This window comes from Bradyrhizobium sp. (assembly GCF_035273305.1).
GTDB lineage: Bacteria > Pseudomonadota > Alphaproteobacteria > Rhizobiales > Xanthobacteraceae > Bradyrhizobium.
The window spans coordinates 1-15,841 of sequence record NZ_DATEPI010000206.1; the positions used below are offsets into that span (position 1 = coordinate 1).

At 59.9% G+C, this 15,841-nt stretch carries 15 protein-coding genes; 11 read left to right on the forward strand and 4 right to left on the reverse strand.

What is annotated here, in order from left to right; all coding sequences use genetic code 11:
• The coding region (locus VJV58_RS14055; RefSeq protein WP_324137967.1) for a phasin family protein at nucleotides 1–241 on the forward strand (241 nt) is incomplete at its 5' end.
• A gap of 118 nt (nucleotides 242–359) precedes the next feature.
• Here VJV58_RS14055 and VJV58_RS14060 read toward each other — a convergent pair.
• The gene (locus tag VJV58_RS14060; RefSeq protein WP_324137968.1) at nucleotides 360–821 is read right to left on the reverse strand and encodes a carboxymuconolactone decarboxylase family protein; all 462 of its coding nucleotides are present in this window, start codon (nucleotides 819–821) and stop codon (nucleotides 360–362) included.
• A gap of 241 nt (nucleotides 822–1,062) precedes the next feature.
• On the opposite strand from VJV58_RS14060, the gene VJV58_RS14065 reads away from it, so the two are divergent.
• Genes VJV58_RS14065 through VJV58_RS14100 form a run of 8 tightly spaced genes read left to right on the forward strand, consistent with a single transcriptional unit; the run spans nucleotide 1,063 to nucleotide 10,593 of the window.
• A complete protein-coding gene (locus VJV58_RS14065) occupies nucleotides 1,063–2,457 on the forward strand; it encodes a sugar ABC transporter substrate-binding protein (protein WP_324137969.1) in 1,395 nt (464 codons plus the stop codon).
• 26 nt (nucleotides 2,458–2,483) lie between these two features.
• Nucleotides 2,484–3,404 (forward strand): sugar ABC transporter permease, encoded by a 921-nt coding sequence (locus VJV58_RS14070; RefSeq protein ID WP_324137970.1) that lies wholly within the window; start codon nucleotides 2,484–2,486, stop codon nucleotides 3,402–3,404.
• Nucleotides 3,401–4,240, forward strand: coding sequence for a carbohydrate ABC transporter permease (locus VJV58_RS14075; RefSeq protein ID WP_324137971.1), 840 nt, complete (start codon nucleotides 3,401–3,403; stop codon nucleotides 4,238–4,240). The genes VJV58_RS14070 and VJV58_RS14075 overlap by 4 nt, the downstream gene beginning before the upstream one ends.
• On the forward strand, nucleotides 4,237–5,289 hold the full coding sequence (locus VJV58_RS14080; RefSeq protein ID WP_324137972.1) for an ABC transporter ATP-binding protein: 1,053 nt from the start codon (nucleotides 4,237–4,239) through the stop codon (nucleotides 5,287–5,289). Before VJV58_RS14075 ends, VJV58_RS14080 begins: the two co-directional genes overlap by 4 nt.
• A 47-nt stretch (nucleotides 5,290–5,336) precedes the next feature.
• Nucleotides 5,337–6,083, forward strand: a complete 747-nt coding sequence (locus VJV58_RS14085) for a GntR family transcriptional regulator (protein ID WP_324137973.1) — start codon at nucleotides 5,337–5,339, stop codon at nucleotides 6,081–6,083.
• A 41-nt stretch (nucleotides 6,084–6,124) separates the two neighbouring features.
• Nucleotides 6,125–7,768, forward strand: a complete 1,644-nt coding sequence (locus VJV58_RS14090) for an arylsulfatase (RefSeq protein WP_324137974.1) — start codon at nucleotides 6,125–6,127, stop codon at nucleotides 7,766–7,768.
• Between the two features lie 55 nt (nucleotides 7,769–7,823).
• On the forward strand, nucleotides 7,824–8,798 hold the full coding sequence (locus VJV58_RS14095) for a formylglycine-generating enzyme family protein (protein WP_324137975.1): 975 nt from the start codon (nucleotides 7,824–7,826) through the stop codon (nucleotides 8,796–8,798).
• 7 nt (nucleotides 8,799–8,805) lie between these two features.
• Complete coding sequence (locus tag VJV58_RS14100) at nucleotides 8,806–10,593, forward strand: chloride channel protein (protein WP_324137976.1); 1,788 nt, start codon at nucleotides 8,806–8,808, stop codon at nucleotides 10,591–10,593.
• 32 nt (nucleotides 10,594–10,625) lie between these two features.
• On the opposite strand, the gene VJV58_RS14105 is transcribed toward VJV58_RS14100, so the two are convergent.
• From VJV58_RS14105 to VJV58_RS14115, 3 genes are read right to left on the reverse strand one after another with little or no spacing between them, the layout of a single operon-like run.
• Nucleotides 10,626–11,348 (reverse strand): GntR family transcriptional regulator, encoded by a 723-nt coding sequence (locus tag VJV58_RS14105; protein ID WP_324137977.1) that lies wholly within the window; start codon nucleotides 11,346–11,348, stop codon nucleotides 10,626–10,628.
• A 43-nt stretch (nucleotides 11,349–11,391) separates the two neighbouring features.
• Nucleotides 11,392–12,987 (reverse strand): GMC family oxidoreductase, encoded by a 1,596-nt coding sequence (locus tag VJV58_RS14110; protein ID WP_324137978.1) that lies wholly within the window; start codon nucleotides 12,985–12,987, stop codon nucleotides 11,392–11,394.
• An 18-nt stretch (nucleotides 12,988–13,005) separates the two neighbouring features.
• Nucleotides 13,006–14,133 carry a mandelate racemase/muconate lactonizing enzyme family protein gene (locus VJV58_RS14115; protein ID WP_324137979.1) on the reverse strand — a complete coding sequence of 376 codons (1,128 nt, stop codon included), beginning with the start codon at nucleotides 14,131–14,133 and terminating at the stop codon, nucleotides 13,006–13,008.
• A 112-nt stretch (nucleotides 14,134–14,245) separates the two neighbouring features.
• Here VJV58_RS14115 and VJV58_RS14120 point away from each other — a divergent pair, with 112 nt between their 5' ends.
• Both VJV58_RS14120 and VJV58_RS14125 read left to right on the forward strand, forming a co-directional pair.
• Nucleotides 14,246–15,016, forward strand: a complete 771-nt coding sequence (locus VJV58_RS14120) for an ABC transporter permease (protein ID WP_324137980.1) — start codon at nucleotides 14,246–14,248, stop codon at nucleotides 15,014–15,016.
• The gene (locus VJV58_RS14125) at nucleotides 15,013–15,837 is read left to right on the forward strand and encodes an ABC transporter ATP-binding protein (protein ID WP_324137981.1); all 825 of its coding nucleotides are present in this window, start codon (nucleotides 15,013–15,015) and stop codon (nucleotides 15,835–15,837) included. Before VJV58_RS14120 ends, VJV58_RS14125 begins: the two co-directional genes overlap by 4 nt.
• Nucleotides 15,838–15,841: the final 4 nt, after the last annotated feature.

The following is a 15,841-nucleotide window of genomic DNA, read 5'->3' on the forward strand; positions in this document are numbered from 1 at the left end:
GAAACTGGTCGGTGGGGTGTCTCAGGAGTACTTCGGGTTCGTTCGCCATCAAATCGAGAACAGCATGAACCGCATGAACGAACTGTGGCGTTGTCGAACCGCCCAAGACGTTGCAGCCGTCCAAAGTGACTTGGTGCGTGAAACCGTGGGTAGCGTCTTGGACAGCTGCCGCCGGGTGGCCGACATGTCGCTCAAATTGGCCGACGATGCCGCAAAGCACGTCGAACGGCCCGCCGCCTAGCCCGGGTTTCCGGCCTGGTGATCACGAGCCGAGACGAGGACCGAGTTCCAGGCTCGTTCCCATGACCAACCGACTGCTGCAAAATTTATCTCGACTTCGCGGCCGAGGGCGGCATGGATCATGCAGCGCTCGCTTTCACTTTGACCGGCGGCACCGCGCGCATGGAGATCGCAAGCCGGTTCCACGCGTTGATGGTCGCGATTAGCATGGTCAGGTTCACGGTCTCGGCTTCCGAGAAGTGTGCGCGGACCTCGGCATAGACGTCGTCGGGCGCATGTGTCTCGGAGATCAACGTCACGGCCTCGGTCCAGGCGAGTGCCGCGCGCTCGCGATCGGTATAGATCGGCGCCTCGCGCCAGGCGTCGAGGAGATACAGCCGCTGCTCGGCTTCGCCATGCTTGCGCGCGTCTTGGGTGTGCATGTTGATGCAATAGGCGCAGCCGTTGATCTGCGAAGCGCGAGTCTTGACCAACTCGATTAGGGATTGCTCGAGACCACTGCCCTGCAGTTGGGCTTCGAGCGCGGTCAGTGCTTTGATCGCTTCGGGTGCGGCCTGATAGAAGTTCAGGCGAGGTTTCATAGTCTTCTCCCTTCGCGATATGATTGTGAAATCGCTGATGTGATCCGGCCGCAACATTGGCTCGGTGCGCTGCCTCAACGCGATCGATGACGGTGCGGTTCATGAAAATAACGTGAGCTGTTCGATGCGGGTGCGAGTCAAATCGTCCTTGCGCTCCAGCCCGGACAATTGACATGTTATAACATTTAGGCAAATGTCCTAACTTAACTGGTCAAAAGCCAGAATTAAGGGAGGACGACCAATGAGCTTATTCAAGCCAACCAGACGGGCGTTCCTGAAGGCCGGCACCGCCGCAACAGCACTCGTCGGCCTCGCGCCAGCTGTGCTTCGTCAAGCGGCTGCGCAGGAAGCGGATCTCTCGCCCTACAAATCGGCCAAGATCGACTGGCAGCAAACCTCCGGTGAAACCATCACCGTTGCCGTCATTCCCGCAAGTTATTTCGACAACCTCATTGCGATTGCGCCCCAGTTCAAAACGCTCACTGGCATTGACGTCCGCTTTGAGAAAATTCCGCCTGCGCAGATCCGGCAGAAGAGCGTCATCGACCTCACGTCAAAGACTGGCATTTACGCGACCCACGCCGCCGATCCCATGTACTATTCGCTTTATGCCGCGAACAAATGGGTCGAGCCGCTCGATAGCTATCTTGGCAATAAATCGCTGACCGACGCCGACTGGTTCAAATTCGATGACATCATTCCGGCCTGGCGAAACGCCGACAGTATCGATGGCAAACTGTATGGAGTCCCCTACGATGGCGAGGTCACCATTCAGGTCTACCGCAAAGATCTTTACGACGCGAAGGGACTGAAACCCGCTGACGACCTCGCAACTTTCGTTTCCAACGCAGCCGCGCTGAACACCCCCAACGATCGCGTCTGGGGCACAGCGCTCCGCGGCGTCGCCGGGGCGGGCCAGAATATGTACATCTATCCCTCGATCTTCCGCGAATTCGGCGGCGAATGGTTCAAGGGCGGCAAGCTGACGGTGAACGGTCCGGAGGCCGAAGCAGCGCTCGCGTGGTACGTCGAACTGATGCACAAGTCAGCTCCGACCGCAGCCGCAAACTGGAATTGGCCGGATATCGCCGATGCGTTTTCGCAAGGAACGCTTGCGAGCTACATCGATGCGCACTCCTCGGCATCTGTCGTCAACAATCCCGAGAAGTCGAAAGTGATTGGCAAGGTTGCTTATGCACGTTGGCCCAAGGGCCCATCCGGCAAGCGTGTGACGTCTATCTGGAACTGGGGCTTCCCGATCAACGCCGCGCTGCCCGAGAAGAAGAAAAAAGCGACATGGCTGTTCATCCAGTGGGCGGCCAGCGCGGAAACCCAGGCGCGCACCGCGCATCGGTTCGCCGGCCCCACAAAGCGATCCGGCGTCAATCGCACCTCCATCTGGAAGGATCCGGACTACGTCAAGCTGATGAATGGCTTTGGCCATAATTTTGTAGAAGCAACGATGGAGTCGCTGCAAAGCGACACCGATGTCGATTGGCGACCGCGCGTCCCGCAATGGCCCGCGATCGGTGACACCATGGCCACCGCGATCCAGTCCGCGCTGTCCGGCCAGGCCACGGTCAAGGCTGCGCTTGATGACGCACAGCGCCGCGTCGAACCGATGATGCGCGGCTGACCTCGGTGAGAGCGTCGACAGCAGTCATGACGGTCCCCGGCGCTACGCCCGGGGAAGCCTCCGGCGATCTCGGCCGCGTGCTGGCGCAACGCGAACGAAAGTTCGCAACCGCCTTGCTCGCGCCGGCGTTCCTCGCGCTGCTCGCGACGACGACCTTCCCGTTGATGTTTTTGATCTGGACCAGCACATACCGAATGGACCTCGCGATGCCGTTCGCGGATGGCTTCATCGGCCTGGAAAATTACCGCATCCTGTTGGCCGACGAGCGGTTCTGGTCCTCGCTGCTCGTGAGCCTGATCTACACCGGCTCGACCGTGACGCTACAGGTCACGCTTGGATTGGCGCTCGCGCTGCTGGTGATGGACATGAAGCGCGGGCAAGGCTGGTTCCGCTTGATTGCCATCCTGCCGGTGGTGCTGTCTCCCGCCGTTGTTGGAATGATCTGGCGGACCTTCATGCTGGCGCCTGAGTTTGGCATTGTCGATTATCTCGCCATCAACGCCGGCCTCGGCAGCAAGAACTGGCTTGGCGATCCCCTGCTGGCAATGATTTCCGTCATCGTCATTCACACCTGGCAGTGGACTCCCTTCGCTTTCATGGTGCTCCTGGCGAGCCTGGCATCGCTGCCGGAGGATATCTACGAAGCAGCGCGGCTCGACCGCGCCACCGCATGGCAACGCTTCCGCCGCATCACGCTGCCGCTGCTGCGTCCCGCGATCGTCATGGTTGTGATCATGCGGACCATGGTGGCGCTCACCGCGTTTGCGGCGATCTTCACGGTCACCGCCGGTGGTCCGGGTACCGCGACCGAAATTCTCAATCTGTACGCCTACCGCAAGTCCTTCACCGAACTTTCGATCGGTTACGGCTCGGCGCTCGCAGTCGCGTTGCTGATCGTCACGATCCTGATCTCCGGGATTCTGTTCGCGCTGCGGAGAGCGAAATGACCGCAACTCGCGTTCGCCTCTTTGTCGTCGTCGCAATCGCCGCGATCTTTCTGCTTGCCTGGGCATTTCCGATCATCTGGAGCATTTTGAATTCGCTCAAGACCGATCAAGACGTTCTGGCCTATCCGCCGAAGCTGATCTTCTCCCCGACACTGGACGCGTATCGCGATGTGCTGTTTGGCTCGGCGGCAATCCTGCCGAATCTGATCAGCAGCTTCATCATTTCCATCGGCACCACCATCCTGACAATGCTGATGGCGGTGCCTGCTGCATATGCGCTGGCGCGCCTGCGGTTTCGGGGCAAGAAATTCGCCGGCTTCTATGTGCTTGCCACGCAAATGTTGCCACCGGTCGGCATCATTATTCCCTATTTCCTGATCCTGCGCAGGATCGGCTGGATCGATAGCTACCAGGGAATCATCCTGATCTATCTATCCTTCTCCCTCCCCTTCGCGATCTGGCTCCTTGTCTCCTATTTCGAGGATATTCCCTTCGAGATGGAAGAAGCCGCTTATCTCGACGGCGCGAGCCGGATGCGAACGTTGTGGCGTGTGATCATCCCTCAAGTACGCGGCGGCATCGCTGTGACGATCGTGTTCGTGTTCCTCAATGCGTGGAACGAATTTCTGTTCGCGGTCGTGCTAAGCGGCAATACAGTGCGACCTGTCACAGTCGCGATGTTCAACTTTGTCTCGGTCGAACAAACCCTGTGGGCCAAATTGGCTGCCGTATCGGTTTTGGCGATGCTGCCAGTGGTCGTGCTCGGCATCGTCGCCCAGAAGAATATCGTCAAGGGGCTTACGGTGGGAGCCGTCAAAGGCGGAGGACGCCGATGAACGGCCGAGGCCAGGTGCGTTTCGAAGACATCATCAAAATGCATGGCGAGTTCGCGGCATTGAAAGGTGTGACGTTCGATATTGAGCCCGGCGAGTTCTTTGCTTTACTGGGGCCCTCAGGCTCCGGCAAAAGTACCACCTTGCGAATCCTCGCTGGCCTGGACGCTCCGACTTCGGGTCGGGTCTACATCGATGGGCGCGACATAACCGCCACCGATGCGCGCGACCGCGACATCGCCATGGTGTTTCAGAGCTACGCGCTTTACCCCCACATGACGGTCTATCAAAACATCGCCTTTCCTCTCGAAATGGCGAATCTATCGAAAGCTGAGATCGGCCCCGCGGTGAAGGACGCCGCGCGGAAGGTTGCGATCGATCATCTGCTTGACCGCAAACCGGGCCAACTGTCCGGCGGTCAACAGCAACGCTGCGCGCTCGCCCGTGCGATCGTGCGCAAGGCATGTCTTTTTCTGCTCGATGAGCCGCTCTCTAACCTGGACGCCAAATTACGGCTGGAAACACGCACCGAGCTGAAAAGACTGCAGCGCTCGCTCGGCGTGACCGCCGTTTACGTCACGCACGATCAAGAAGAAGCCATGACGCTGGCCGACCGCATGGCGATTTTCATGGCGGGCGAGATCCAGCAGATCGGTCGGCCTGCCGACGTGTTCGCGAAGCCAAACTCACTTGACGTGGCCGCCTTTATCGGCAGTCCGCCGATGAACCTGATCCCCGCCCGCTACAAGGATGGCGGCGTTGAAATCGCAGGTCATCGACTCGAGACGGCGCTGAGAAATGGCGGTGAGCGCGACGTCGTTGTCGGTATCCGCCCCGGTGCCGTCCGGATCGGCGCGAAAGGAATTCCCGCGATCGTCGAACTGATCGAGGATCTCGGCGACACCGCGATTCTCGATCTGAATTGCGCCGGCACGCTCATTCGCGCGCGCGTGAGCGACGGCGACGTCCCGCGCGAGGGGGCTGCGTTGTCAATCCTCGCCCGACCCAACGATATTCACCTGTTCGACAAAACCACCCGCAGACGTCTGTGATGACCGCACCTGAAAGTTTGCACTACCGAAAGAGCACGACCGAAAACATGACCAGCCCCCAAGAGCCGGCGGGGACTAATTCCACGCCACTACATATTCGAGTTCGCGAGACCATTCGCCGCCAGGTCAAGGCGGGTGAACTGATCGACAACACCGGGCGACTGATGACGGAGGCAGAACTCGGCAAGCATTTCGGCGTCAGCCGAATTACGATTCGAAACGCCATCAAACCGCTGGTCGATGAAGGCATGTTCGAACGCGAGCGCGGCCGCGGCACGTTCTTGCGAACCAATCAGCCCGAAAACTGGGTCGGCCGCCTGATGGGTTTCTCTGAGACCATCAAGGATGCTGGCTACCGCCCCGGCGCAAAGATTTTGCTGCAGGGTATGACCAACAAGCATGACGCCGAAGTGCGAAAGCAATTGCGTGAGCGCGCCATCTGGCAATTGAAGCGGGTCCGCCTGGCGGACGACATTCCGATCGCGATCGAACACGCTTTTTATCCACCGGACATTGGCCTCGAACTCGAGAAGCGCGATCTGACCTCGATCGTGATGTATCGTGTGTTTGAAGCCGAGATTGGGTTCGACATCAAGGAAGCGACCCAGACCATCAGCGCCTCGCTCGCGGACGCTACCACCGCCAAGCTCTTAGGCGTCAAAGCCGGCAGTCCACTGCTCTCAATCGAGCGACTCACCGTCAACACGGACGGACGACCGCTGGAACTGCTGCGCTCGGTTTATCTGCCGAACTATTTTCGCCTCAGCATCAATCTGACGAGGCGGCATCCGTAAATGCCTTGCGAGGCGATTGAGCTCCAAGAAGGACGAAAGACATGCCGAATGGCGGTAGAGCATCTGACAGCCCCAACATCCTCATCATCCTCAATGATGACATGGGATTTTCCGATATCGGCTGCTACGGCGGGGAAATCGAGACGCCTAACCTGGATCGCCTGGCGGCCAACGGACTGCGATACTCGCAATTTTACAACACCGCTCGCTGCAGCCCGTCGCGCGCCTCACTGCTGACCGGACTGCATCCGCACCAGACCGGCATCGGCATCCTCACCTACAGCAACGGGCCCGAAGGATACGCCGGCAATTTGAACAAGAGCTGCGTGACGCTCGCTGAAGTGCTCAAGCAGAAGCAGTACAAGACTTATCTCAGCGGCAAGTGGCACATCTCCTCCAGCCTGACCGAGCCGACCGACGCCTGGCCGCTGCAGCGCGGCTTCGATTACTTCTTTGGCACCATCATCGGCGCGGGCAGCTTTTACAACCCCAACACGTTGACCCGCGGCAACCACAACATCGAACACGAGGCAGAAACAAATCCCTCGTTCTTTTATACGGATGCGATCAGTGATCAGGCGGTCGCCTATATTCGTCAGCACAAACGGGCGCATCCAGAGACACCGTTTTTTCAGTATGTCGCCTATACCGCTCCGCATTGGCCGCTGCACGCACATGAAGAGGACATCGCCAAATACAAGGGGAGATTCGACGCAGGCTGGGACAGGCTGCGCGAGCAAAGACTGCAGCGACTGGTCGATGACGGGATTATCCATCCGAACTGGCAGTTAACGGATCGAGACCCGACCCAGCCGCCGTGGACGGAGGCCGAGAATCGCGAATGGACGCTGCGCTGCATGGAGGTCTACGCCGCCCAGATCGACCGCATGGACCAGGGAATTGGGCGCATCACCGCGGCGCTGGAGGAAACCGGCCAGTTTGAAAACACGCTGATCATTTTCCTGTCGGATAACGGCGCCTGCGCAGAGGATATCCCTGAAGGCGTCACCGCGCGCGAGCTTGTCGATCAGCTGATGATCGCCAAGGCCACGACACGCAGAGGCGAGCCGGTCCACTTCGGCAACAATCCTTCCATCCTGCCCGGGGGCGAGGACACGTATCAAAGCTACGGCACCGCATGGGCGAACCTGTCGAATACGCCATTCCGACTCTACAAACATTGGGTACATGAGGGCGGCATCGCCACGCCTTTCATTGTGCATTGGCCGCGTGGCATCAAGGAAAAGGGCGGCTTGCGGCATAATCCGAGCCAGCTCCCGGATATCATGGCCACCATCGTCGACGTGACAGGCGCGAAATATCCGACGTTTTATGACGGCCACCCCATCCTGCCCTGCGAAGGCGAAAGCCTGGTGCCGTCATTTGCATCGGCTTACACCGGTCGCAGCCCGCTGTTCTGGGAGCACGAAGGCAATGCCGCCGTGCGCATCGGGAAGTGGAAGCTGGTGCGTAAATATCCCGGTCCGTGGGAACTTTACGACATGGAAGCCGATCGGACGGAGATGCATGACCTGGCCGCGCAAAATCCGGAACGCGTTCGTGCCATGAGCGAGCAGTACCATCTCTGGGCCAAGCGCTGCGGCGTCATTCCGCGCGAGAAAATTCTCGAGCTGATGAAGGCCGAAGGCGGCGCCGCGTTTTGGGAAGAAGAAAAGCAGACCTAGTGCAGAAATAGTGGGGACGAACCCATGACGCGCCAATGCTGAGCGCCGAATCAAAATGACCGACAGAAATCCCCGCTGCTGCGCGAATGGCCGCGCTGGCAATCTCAAAGCGGAAACGGCGGACTGTTGCGAGGCGCTCGGGCAGATCGTGCCAAGCGCGACGTCCATCGCCCGCCGCTGGAGCTCCTCGATCGGCGGTTCTTTCATGATGGGATCGGATGATCAGCGCTTTCCAGAAGATGGCGAGGGTCCGGTGCGTCCGGTGACGGTCACCACCTTCGCGATTGCGTGCCACGCCGTCAGCAATTTGCAGTTCGGCGATTTCGTGCGCGCCACAGGCTTTGTCACCGACGCCGAACGTTATGGCTGGAGCTTCGTCTTCGCGGGGTTCCTGTCGGAAGAAAACAAACGTGCGATCGGCAGCCGGGTATCCGAAACGCCATGGTGGATTCCGGTGCCGCATGCCTATTGGGCCCAGCCGGAAGGCCCGCCGAGCACAATTCTGGATCGCCTCGATCACCCGGTCGTGCATGTCACCTGGAACGACGCAAAGGCCTATTGCCGCTGGTCGGGTACGAGATTGCCGACGGAAGCCGAATGGGAGATGGCCGCTCGCGGCGGTTTGGAACAGGCAATCTATCCGTGGGGCGACCAACTGATGCCGATGGGCGAACATCGCTGCAACATCTGGCAAGGCAACTTTCCCGATCGCAACACGGCCGAGGACGGCTATGCAGGCACCGCGCCGGTCCATGCTTTCAAGGCGAATGGATATGGCTTGCACAACGTGGCAGGGAATGTCTGGGAATGGTGCGAGGACTATTTCTCGCCTGACTATCACCGCATCACCGGAGCTTGCGATCCCGTGCAGCGCGAGCCTTCCGCAAATCGATCGCTGCGCGGCGGATCGTTTCTATGTCACGAATCCTATTGCAACCGCTACCGAGTGGCAGCGCGCAGTTCTAATACGCCCGACAGCTCCACGAGCAATATAGGATTTCGGGTGGTCCGGCTGGACGTGAAGGGTTGAAGGCACAATGACATACTTCGCCCCGGTCGATACCGCCAAGAAGCCCCCCGCGTACTATCTATTGCCCGCGGCGCTGCGCAATTTCGTCCGCCACCGCGAGACCGGCGTCGTGTCGGTTGGCATTGTGATCGGGCTGCTGAGCGGGCTGCTGGTCGCGATTATCTCAAAGCTGAGCCAGGCCACCCATGCGCTGCTGTTCGATATTCCCAGTGATGCACATCTGAGCGCGACCGGCGTTATCTCCTGGCAGCGGACGCTGTTGATCCCTGTAATCGGCGGCCTTGTGCTCGCCGCCATCGGATATTTGTTCGCCGGCAAGCTGAAGGGACAACTCGCCGACGCAATCGAGGCCAATGCACTCTATGGCGGGCGCGTCTCGATGCGAGGCAGCCTGCTGATCTCTATCCAGACTTTGCTTTCAAATGGCTTCGGCGGATCGGTCGGGCTGGAGGCCGGCTACACGCAAATCTGCGCGGCATTCAGTTCTCATGTGGGCAAGCGGCTCGCGGCGCGCCGCAGCGACATGCGGTTACTGGTGGCTTGCGGCGCGGCCGGCGCCATCAGCGCGGCCTTTTCCGCTCCCCTGGCGGGAGCCTTTTTTGCCTTCGAAGTTGTCCTCGGCGCCTATACTTCGGCTGGCTTGGTGCCGGTCATCGCCAGTTCGGTCGCCTCTTGGCTAGTCGCGCGACAACTGACCCAGCAGGCCTTTTTGATGGTGCCGGGATTTCCATCACCGGTCTCGGTCGAGATGATTGGTCAGACCGTGTTGATCGGTGTGATCTGCGCCTTTGCAAGTATTATCCTTATGCTGGCTGTCGCATTCTCCGAACGCTGCTTTGCGCGACTGTCTTTTTTCGGTGGCTTCCTGCGGCCCATCCTCGGCGGCGCGCTGCTCGGCGCGCTCGCTCTGCTGACTCCCACTGTGCTGGGAGCGGGACATGGCGCGATGCAAATTCTGCTGGTGAGCAATCCGACCTGGCTGTTGCTCACGACGACAATCGTGCTGAAGATGCTGGCGTCAGCGATTTCACTGGGATCAGGTTTCCGCGGCGGCTTGTTCTTTGCCTCGCTTATGCTGGGCGCACTGGTCGGCCAGCTCTACAGCGTCGTGCTGAGCTCGCCGTTTCCGAATCTCACCCTGCAGCCGGGAACCGCGGCGATCGCGGCACTCGCCGCACTCGGCACCGGCGTGATCGGAGCGCCGTTTAGCATGATCTGCCTGGCGCTTGAGATCACGGGCGATTTCTCCGTGACGGTCGGCGCCGTCGTTGCTTCTTCCGTGAGTGCTCTGCTGGTGCGCGAACTCTTCGGCTATAGCTTCGCGACCTGGCGTTTCCATCTGCGCGGCGAAGTCATTCGCGGTCCGCAGGATGTCGGCTGGATCCAGCAATTGAGCGCGACGTCACTGATGCGCTCAGATTTCGATAGTGCGCCAGACACCATGCCGATCCTGGAAGCGCAAAAGTTGTTCTCACCCGCTCAAGTCAGGCAGATCGTCCTGCGGAGCGCTAGTGGAGCCTACTCAGGTCTCGTCTCCTCGGCCGACCTACATTCGATCGCGACCCAGGACGACCTGCCGCTCTCGACTCTGGCGCAACACCGGGACGAATTTCTGCTTCCCGATGCTACCATTCGCGAAATCATGACGGCTTTCGAGCGGAGCGAGGCCGACGTTCTAGCCGTTGTTGATCGCGCCGATCACGCGGCAGCGATCGGAACCGTCAGCGAGGCGCATGTGCTGCGCACCTATGGCGAAGAGCTCGAACGGCGCAATCAGGAACTCTTCTTCCGATAAGACCGCCTGCTCATTCCCGTAAGACCGCGTGCTCACGGTCGCAAATCCATGTCGATCCGGATGAAATCTCCACGATAGGTTACCTCGCCGAGATAGATCACAGTCCGGTCCGCCGTCGTGAAAACCCGCCTCACTTCAGCTACGGGTGAATTCAGGGGGACCTGCAGCAGCCTTGCCACTTCAAGATCGGCGGTGCCGATCGTCAGCGTCTGCCGCGCGCTGCTGATCGGAGGATCACGCATGTCTTTTAGGATTGGGATAACCGTCTCCTTGCGAAAGCGCTTCGGGTGTTTGCGAAATATTTTTTCATCCAGATATATGGAAATCACGCAATACGGCCGCTTGTTGCGCGAGTGCACGCGGCGCATAAATACGTAGTGCGCGGCCGGCTTGCCGTCCTCGGGAAGCAGTGGCGCGTCAGTTCGGCTTTCCCTGATATTGATGATTTCCGGTGACGTATCGCGGTACACCTCGGCAAGGTCCGACAGCGTGGTCTCGACCTTGAGCCATCGATCCTCCGTCAATGTCCCCGTGATAAAGGTACCGCGGCCCTGCTGGGCTTCGATGATGCCATCGCGCACCAGCAGATCGACGGCCTGCCGGATCGTGACTCGAGAGACGCCGAATTCATCGGCGAGCACCTCGTTTGCAGGCAGCCGCAAACCCTGGGCCCAAATTCCGCGCGCGATCCGCCGACGAAAAATATCGGCGATTTGAGCATATTTCGGAACGTGGCTGTCGGAAATCAGATGCATTTTGGATTCTCAAATTCAGCGTGATAGTCCGGCCGGACCAAGTCTATGACGTGAGGAGCGCGGCGCCCTTCTCCCCGATCATCAGGCTGCTCGCATTGGTATTGGCGGACGTGATCTGCGGCATCACCGAAGCATCGATCACACGCAGCTTTTCGACACCGCGTACGCGAAGCTGCGGATCGAGAACTGATTTCTCATCGCTTCCCATGCGGCAGGTGCCTACGCAATGAAACACCGTGCCGCCGGTGGTGCGCGCGAAATCCCACAAACCGGCACGGCCGCCGGTGGCCTCACCCGGAACCATCTCGACGTCCCAGAGATCTCTGAATGATTTCTGCCGGTAGATCTCGCGCAACATCTGCAGTCCTGCGACGATGGTCTTGCGATCGATTTCCTGGGCAAAATAATTCGGCTCGATGCGGGGTTGATCGAACGGATCGGTCGAACGGATCGCCAGCAACCCACGCGACTCCGCGTGACACTGCCAGACCGATGCGGTGAAGCCCGAATAGCTGTGCAGCGGATCGCCCGGCTTATCCACCGACAGCGGCATCACATTGAACTGCACGTCGGGTCGCCCATCGACCGCATATTCGGTGCAAGCCGCGCCACCGACTTGGCCCGCACCCGCGCTCAAGGGGCCGCTGCCCGCAACAAGCCATTGCAAACCCATTTTCGTCAATCCATGGGGGCTGCGCACCTGATCGTTGAGCGAAATCCGTTGCTTCAGCCGAACGATCATGCGCGCCTGATAGTGATCCTGCAGATTGCGGCCGACATCCGGCGCGTCGACGACGACGGGAATGCCGAGCCCGCGCAGCAGATCAGCCGGGCCGATGCCGGAAAGTTGCAGCAGTTGCGGTGACTGCAGCGCGCCCGCCGACAACACAACCTCGCGGTCGGCTGCCGCATTGCAGGTCCGGCCATCTTTGATCCATTCCACACCGGCGGCGATGCTGCCGTTGAAGATCAGTTTGCTCACCTGCGCCCCGGTGATGATCGTGAGATTCTGGCGGTGGGCGATCGGTCGCAGGAAAGCCGAGGACGCGCTGGTGCGCCAGCGCCGTCCAATTCCGAGCTGATAACTGCCGACACCCAGCGTGGTGGCAGCGTTGAAATCGGGATTGCGAGGAAGTCCGAACTCCACGCCCGCATCTATCCAGGCCGCGGAGGCCGGATTACCGGTTCGCAGGTCGGAGACTTCGAATTCGCCGAGGCCGCCGTGATATTGGCTCTCGCCGCCCTGGTAGCGTTCGTAGCGCCTGAAGTACGGCAGCAGCTCGCGATAACTCCAGCCTTTGGCGCCGAGCCGTTCCCAGTCATCGAAATCCTCGTGCTGCCCGCGGATGAATATCAGGCCGTTGATCGAGGATGATCCGCCGAGCACGCGGCCGCGCGGCCACACGATCGGGCGGCGGCCGGTGGTCTCGCTCGGCTCGGTTATGAACAGGCGCGAGAACCGTTCGTTGTAGATGGTGCGGTAGTAACCCACCGGAAGCTTGAGCCAGAAATTGCGGTCCGATCCGCCGGCCTCCAGCAACAGCACGCGACACGACGGATCCGCCGAAAGGCGGTTTGCGACAACGCAGCCGGCAGACCCCGCGCCGACGATGATGTAGTCGTATCCTCGTGCAGACATGCAAAGGTTCCCGCCAGATCAAGCCGTCCGGTAGCGTTCAATCGACGACAAATCGGGTTCGATTCCGATTCCCGGATCGTCACTCAGGGTGACTATTCCATCCCTGACGTCGACGACCGAACCGCTTAAGCGATCGCGCAAAGGATTGTCGTTGGAATCGATTTCCAGCAAACCCTCGCCCCCTACCCCGGCCAGCAGATGCGCCGACGCGAGAAGCCCAAGCCCACCGCCGAGATAATGCGGGCAAAATATCTTGGCGGATTTCAAGACATCTTTTGCGATCCCTGAGCAGACGCTGAGCCCACCCCACTTCGCTATGTCGGGCTGCACGACGCGAAGCACGTCGTCGCCAAGCACCTGCTGGAAGCCCGCTTTGCTCGAGATATTTTCTCCCGCCGCCAGCGGCACGTCGGTGCCTTTGCGCAATCGTTGCCATTGCTGCCACGGCTCGTCGGCCCGGATCGGCTCTTCGAGCCATGCGAGACCAAACTCGCAAAGATGGGGTACGACGTCCACCGCCTGTTGCGTCGACCAGGCTTGATTGGCATCGGCTGCGAGCATGCCATCGCCGACGAGCTGGCGAAGCGAGGCGAGGTTGGCGCGGTCTGTAGCGAGATCGAAACCGATTTTTATTTTCAGCGCACGATGTCCCCTGCTCAGCGCCACCTCCGCCATCTGCCGCGACCCGGTTGGATTGATGCCGCTGGCATAGACCCTGATTTGATTGCGACTACCGCCGAGCAGTTTCCACAGCGCGGTCTTGCGGCGACGTGCATAGAGATCCCACATCGCCAGATCGATACCCGCGATCGCCTGCGCGAAGGGGCCGGGTTCGCCTGACTGGAGCGCGAGCACGGATGTGCCTTGCGTCAGCGCCTCGAATAGATCCGAAGGCTCGCTCGCGACAAATCCTGTTATCGCTGGCGCCAGCACCTCGTTCACGAGACCTGCGCGGTGTTCCGCTCCGTTCGATGGAAAATTCGCCCAGGCTTCGCCCCACCCGGTATAACCGTCTTCATCGTCGACGCGAACGAACACTGCCGGTCGGCTCAGCATTCGGCCGAACGAGGTGACGACCGGCGTCGTGAGCGGATAGCGATAGCAGAGGGCCTGCACGCTGCGGATAGCAAATGTCGGCGATGTCATTTTCGCGATCCGGATGCAGGACTATGTAGCGGTTTGCCCGCCCTTGTATGGTCATCCTACTTATAATATGAGTTCATGACGATCAATCGCAATTACTGGCGGATCGAATGCAATGAATGGAAGTGTCGCGAGGCGCTTTTTGCTTGGGCTCGCGCCGTGGGCGGGCGCCGTGCTGCTCTGGTATGGCGTGCGCTGGAGCGGCTTCGTAAATCCTTCCTTGATTCCAGCCCCGCATCGGGTCGCAGCCAAATTTGTCGAACTGCTGCTGCATGAGGGCTTGCTGTTCGATGTCTATGCTTCGACAAGGCGAGTATTCCTCGGCGTCGTGCTCGGCATCCTTGTCGCCGTTCCCGTCGGCTTTCTCTTGGGCTGGTACCGGTCGGCACGCACATTTGCCGATCCGATGATCAATTTCTTCCGGGCGCTGCCTCCGATCGCGCTCATCCCGCTGGTGATCGTCTATTTCGGCGTTGATGAAGCCGCCAAGCTGGTCATCCTGTTCTATGCATCATTTTTCGCTGGCGTGATTGTCATGTACGAGGGCGTATCGCAGATCACGCCGCTGTACATCCGCGTCGCGCAGACGCTCGGCGCCGGTGAATTCGAAATTTTCCGGAAAGTCATCATCCCGCTCACGGTTCCGCACATCCTCACGGCGCTGCGCGTCGCGCTGGGTGTTGCGTGGGCAACTCTGGTTGCGTCCGAGTTGATTGCGGCGCAGCGCGGCCTCGGCGCGCTGATCCAGAATGCCTCGACATATTTCCTGCTCGACGTCATTTATGTCGGCATCATCTGCATCGGTTGCGTGGCCCTGATCATGGACATGATCTTGCGCCGGATCAGCGCCCGGCTTTTGGTGTGGCAGGAAAGAGCCGTTGGATGAACATAGCCAACAGCATCCATCGGGCGCAGTTCGATCGCGTGTCGCTTGAGTTCAACACGCCGAAGGGCAGGCTCAGGGTGGTGGAGGATGTCAGCTACGAGATCAACGATGGCGACTTCATCGCCGTGATCGGTCCATCCGGCTGCGGCAAGACTACGATGATGAGCATGCTTGCCGGATTCCAGAAACCTACCACGGGCAAGGTGTTGTTCGACGGGCAACCGGTTAAAGGGCCCGGGCCCGAACGCGGCGTCATCTTCCAGGAATATGGCGTGTTTCCCTGGCTGACGGTCAAGGAGAACATCGCCTTCGGCCTCAAGCTGAAAGCCAATCATGTTCCGCTCGCCGAGCGAGATCAGATTTGCGAACACTATCTGCTATTGATGGGTTTGGCCGATTTCGCCAACTCGTACCCGAAACATCTGTCCGGCGGGATGCGGCAACGCCTTGCCATCGCCCGAGCCTACGCGGTGAAGCCGCAGTTTCTCCTGATGGATGAGCCATTCGGTGCGCTGGATGCTCAGACGCGGGCGAACATGCAAAATCTCCTGCTCAAGGTGCTCGCCGCCGAGGGCAAGACGGTCATGCTCATCACCCACTCGGTGGAGGAAGCCATCTATCTTTCCTCGCGCATCGTCGTGGTGACGGCGCGTCCCGCCCGGATCAAGGAGATCATTGATGTGCCCTTTCGCTATCCGCGCGATGAGACGCTTCAGGAGCGGCCGGAGTTCGGAGAGCTTCGAAGTCACATCAGGGAGCTTGTGATGAGCGAATACCGCGCGCAGCAGGCGCAGCTGCGACCCGCCTCATTTTCGGAATAATCAC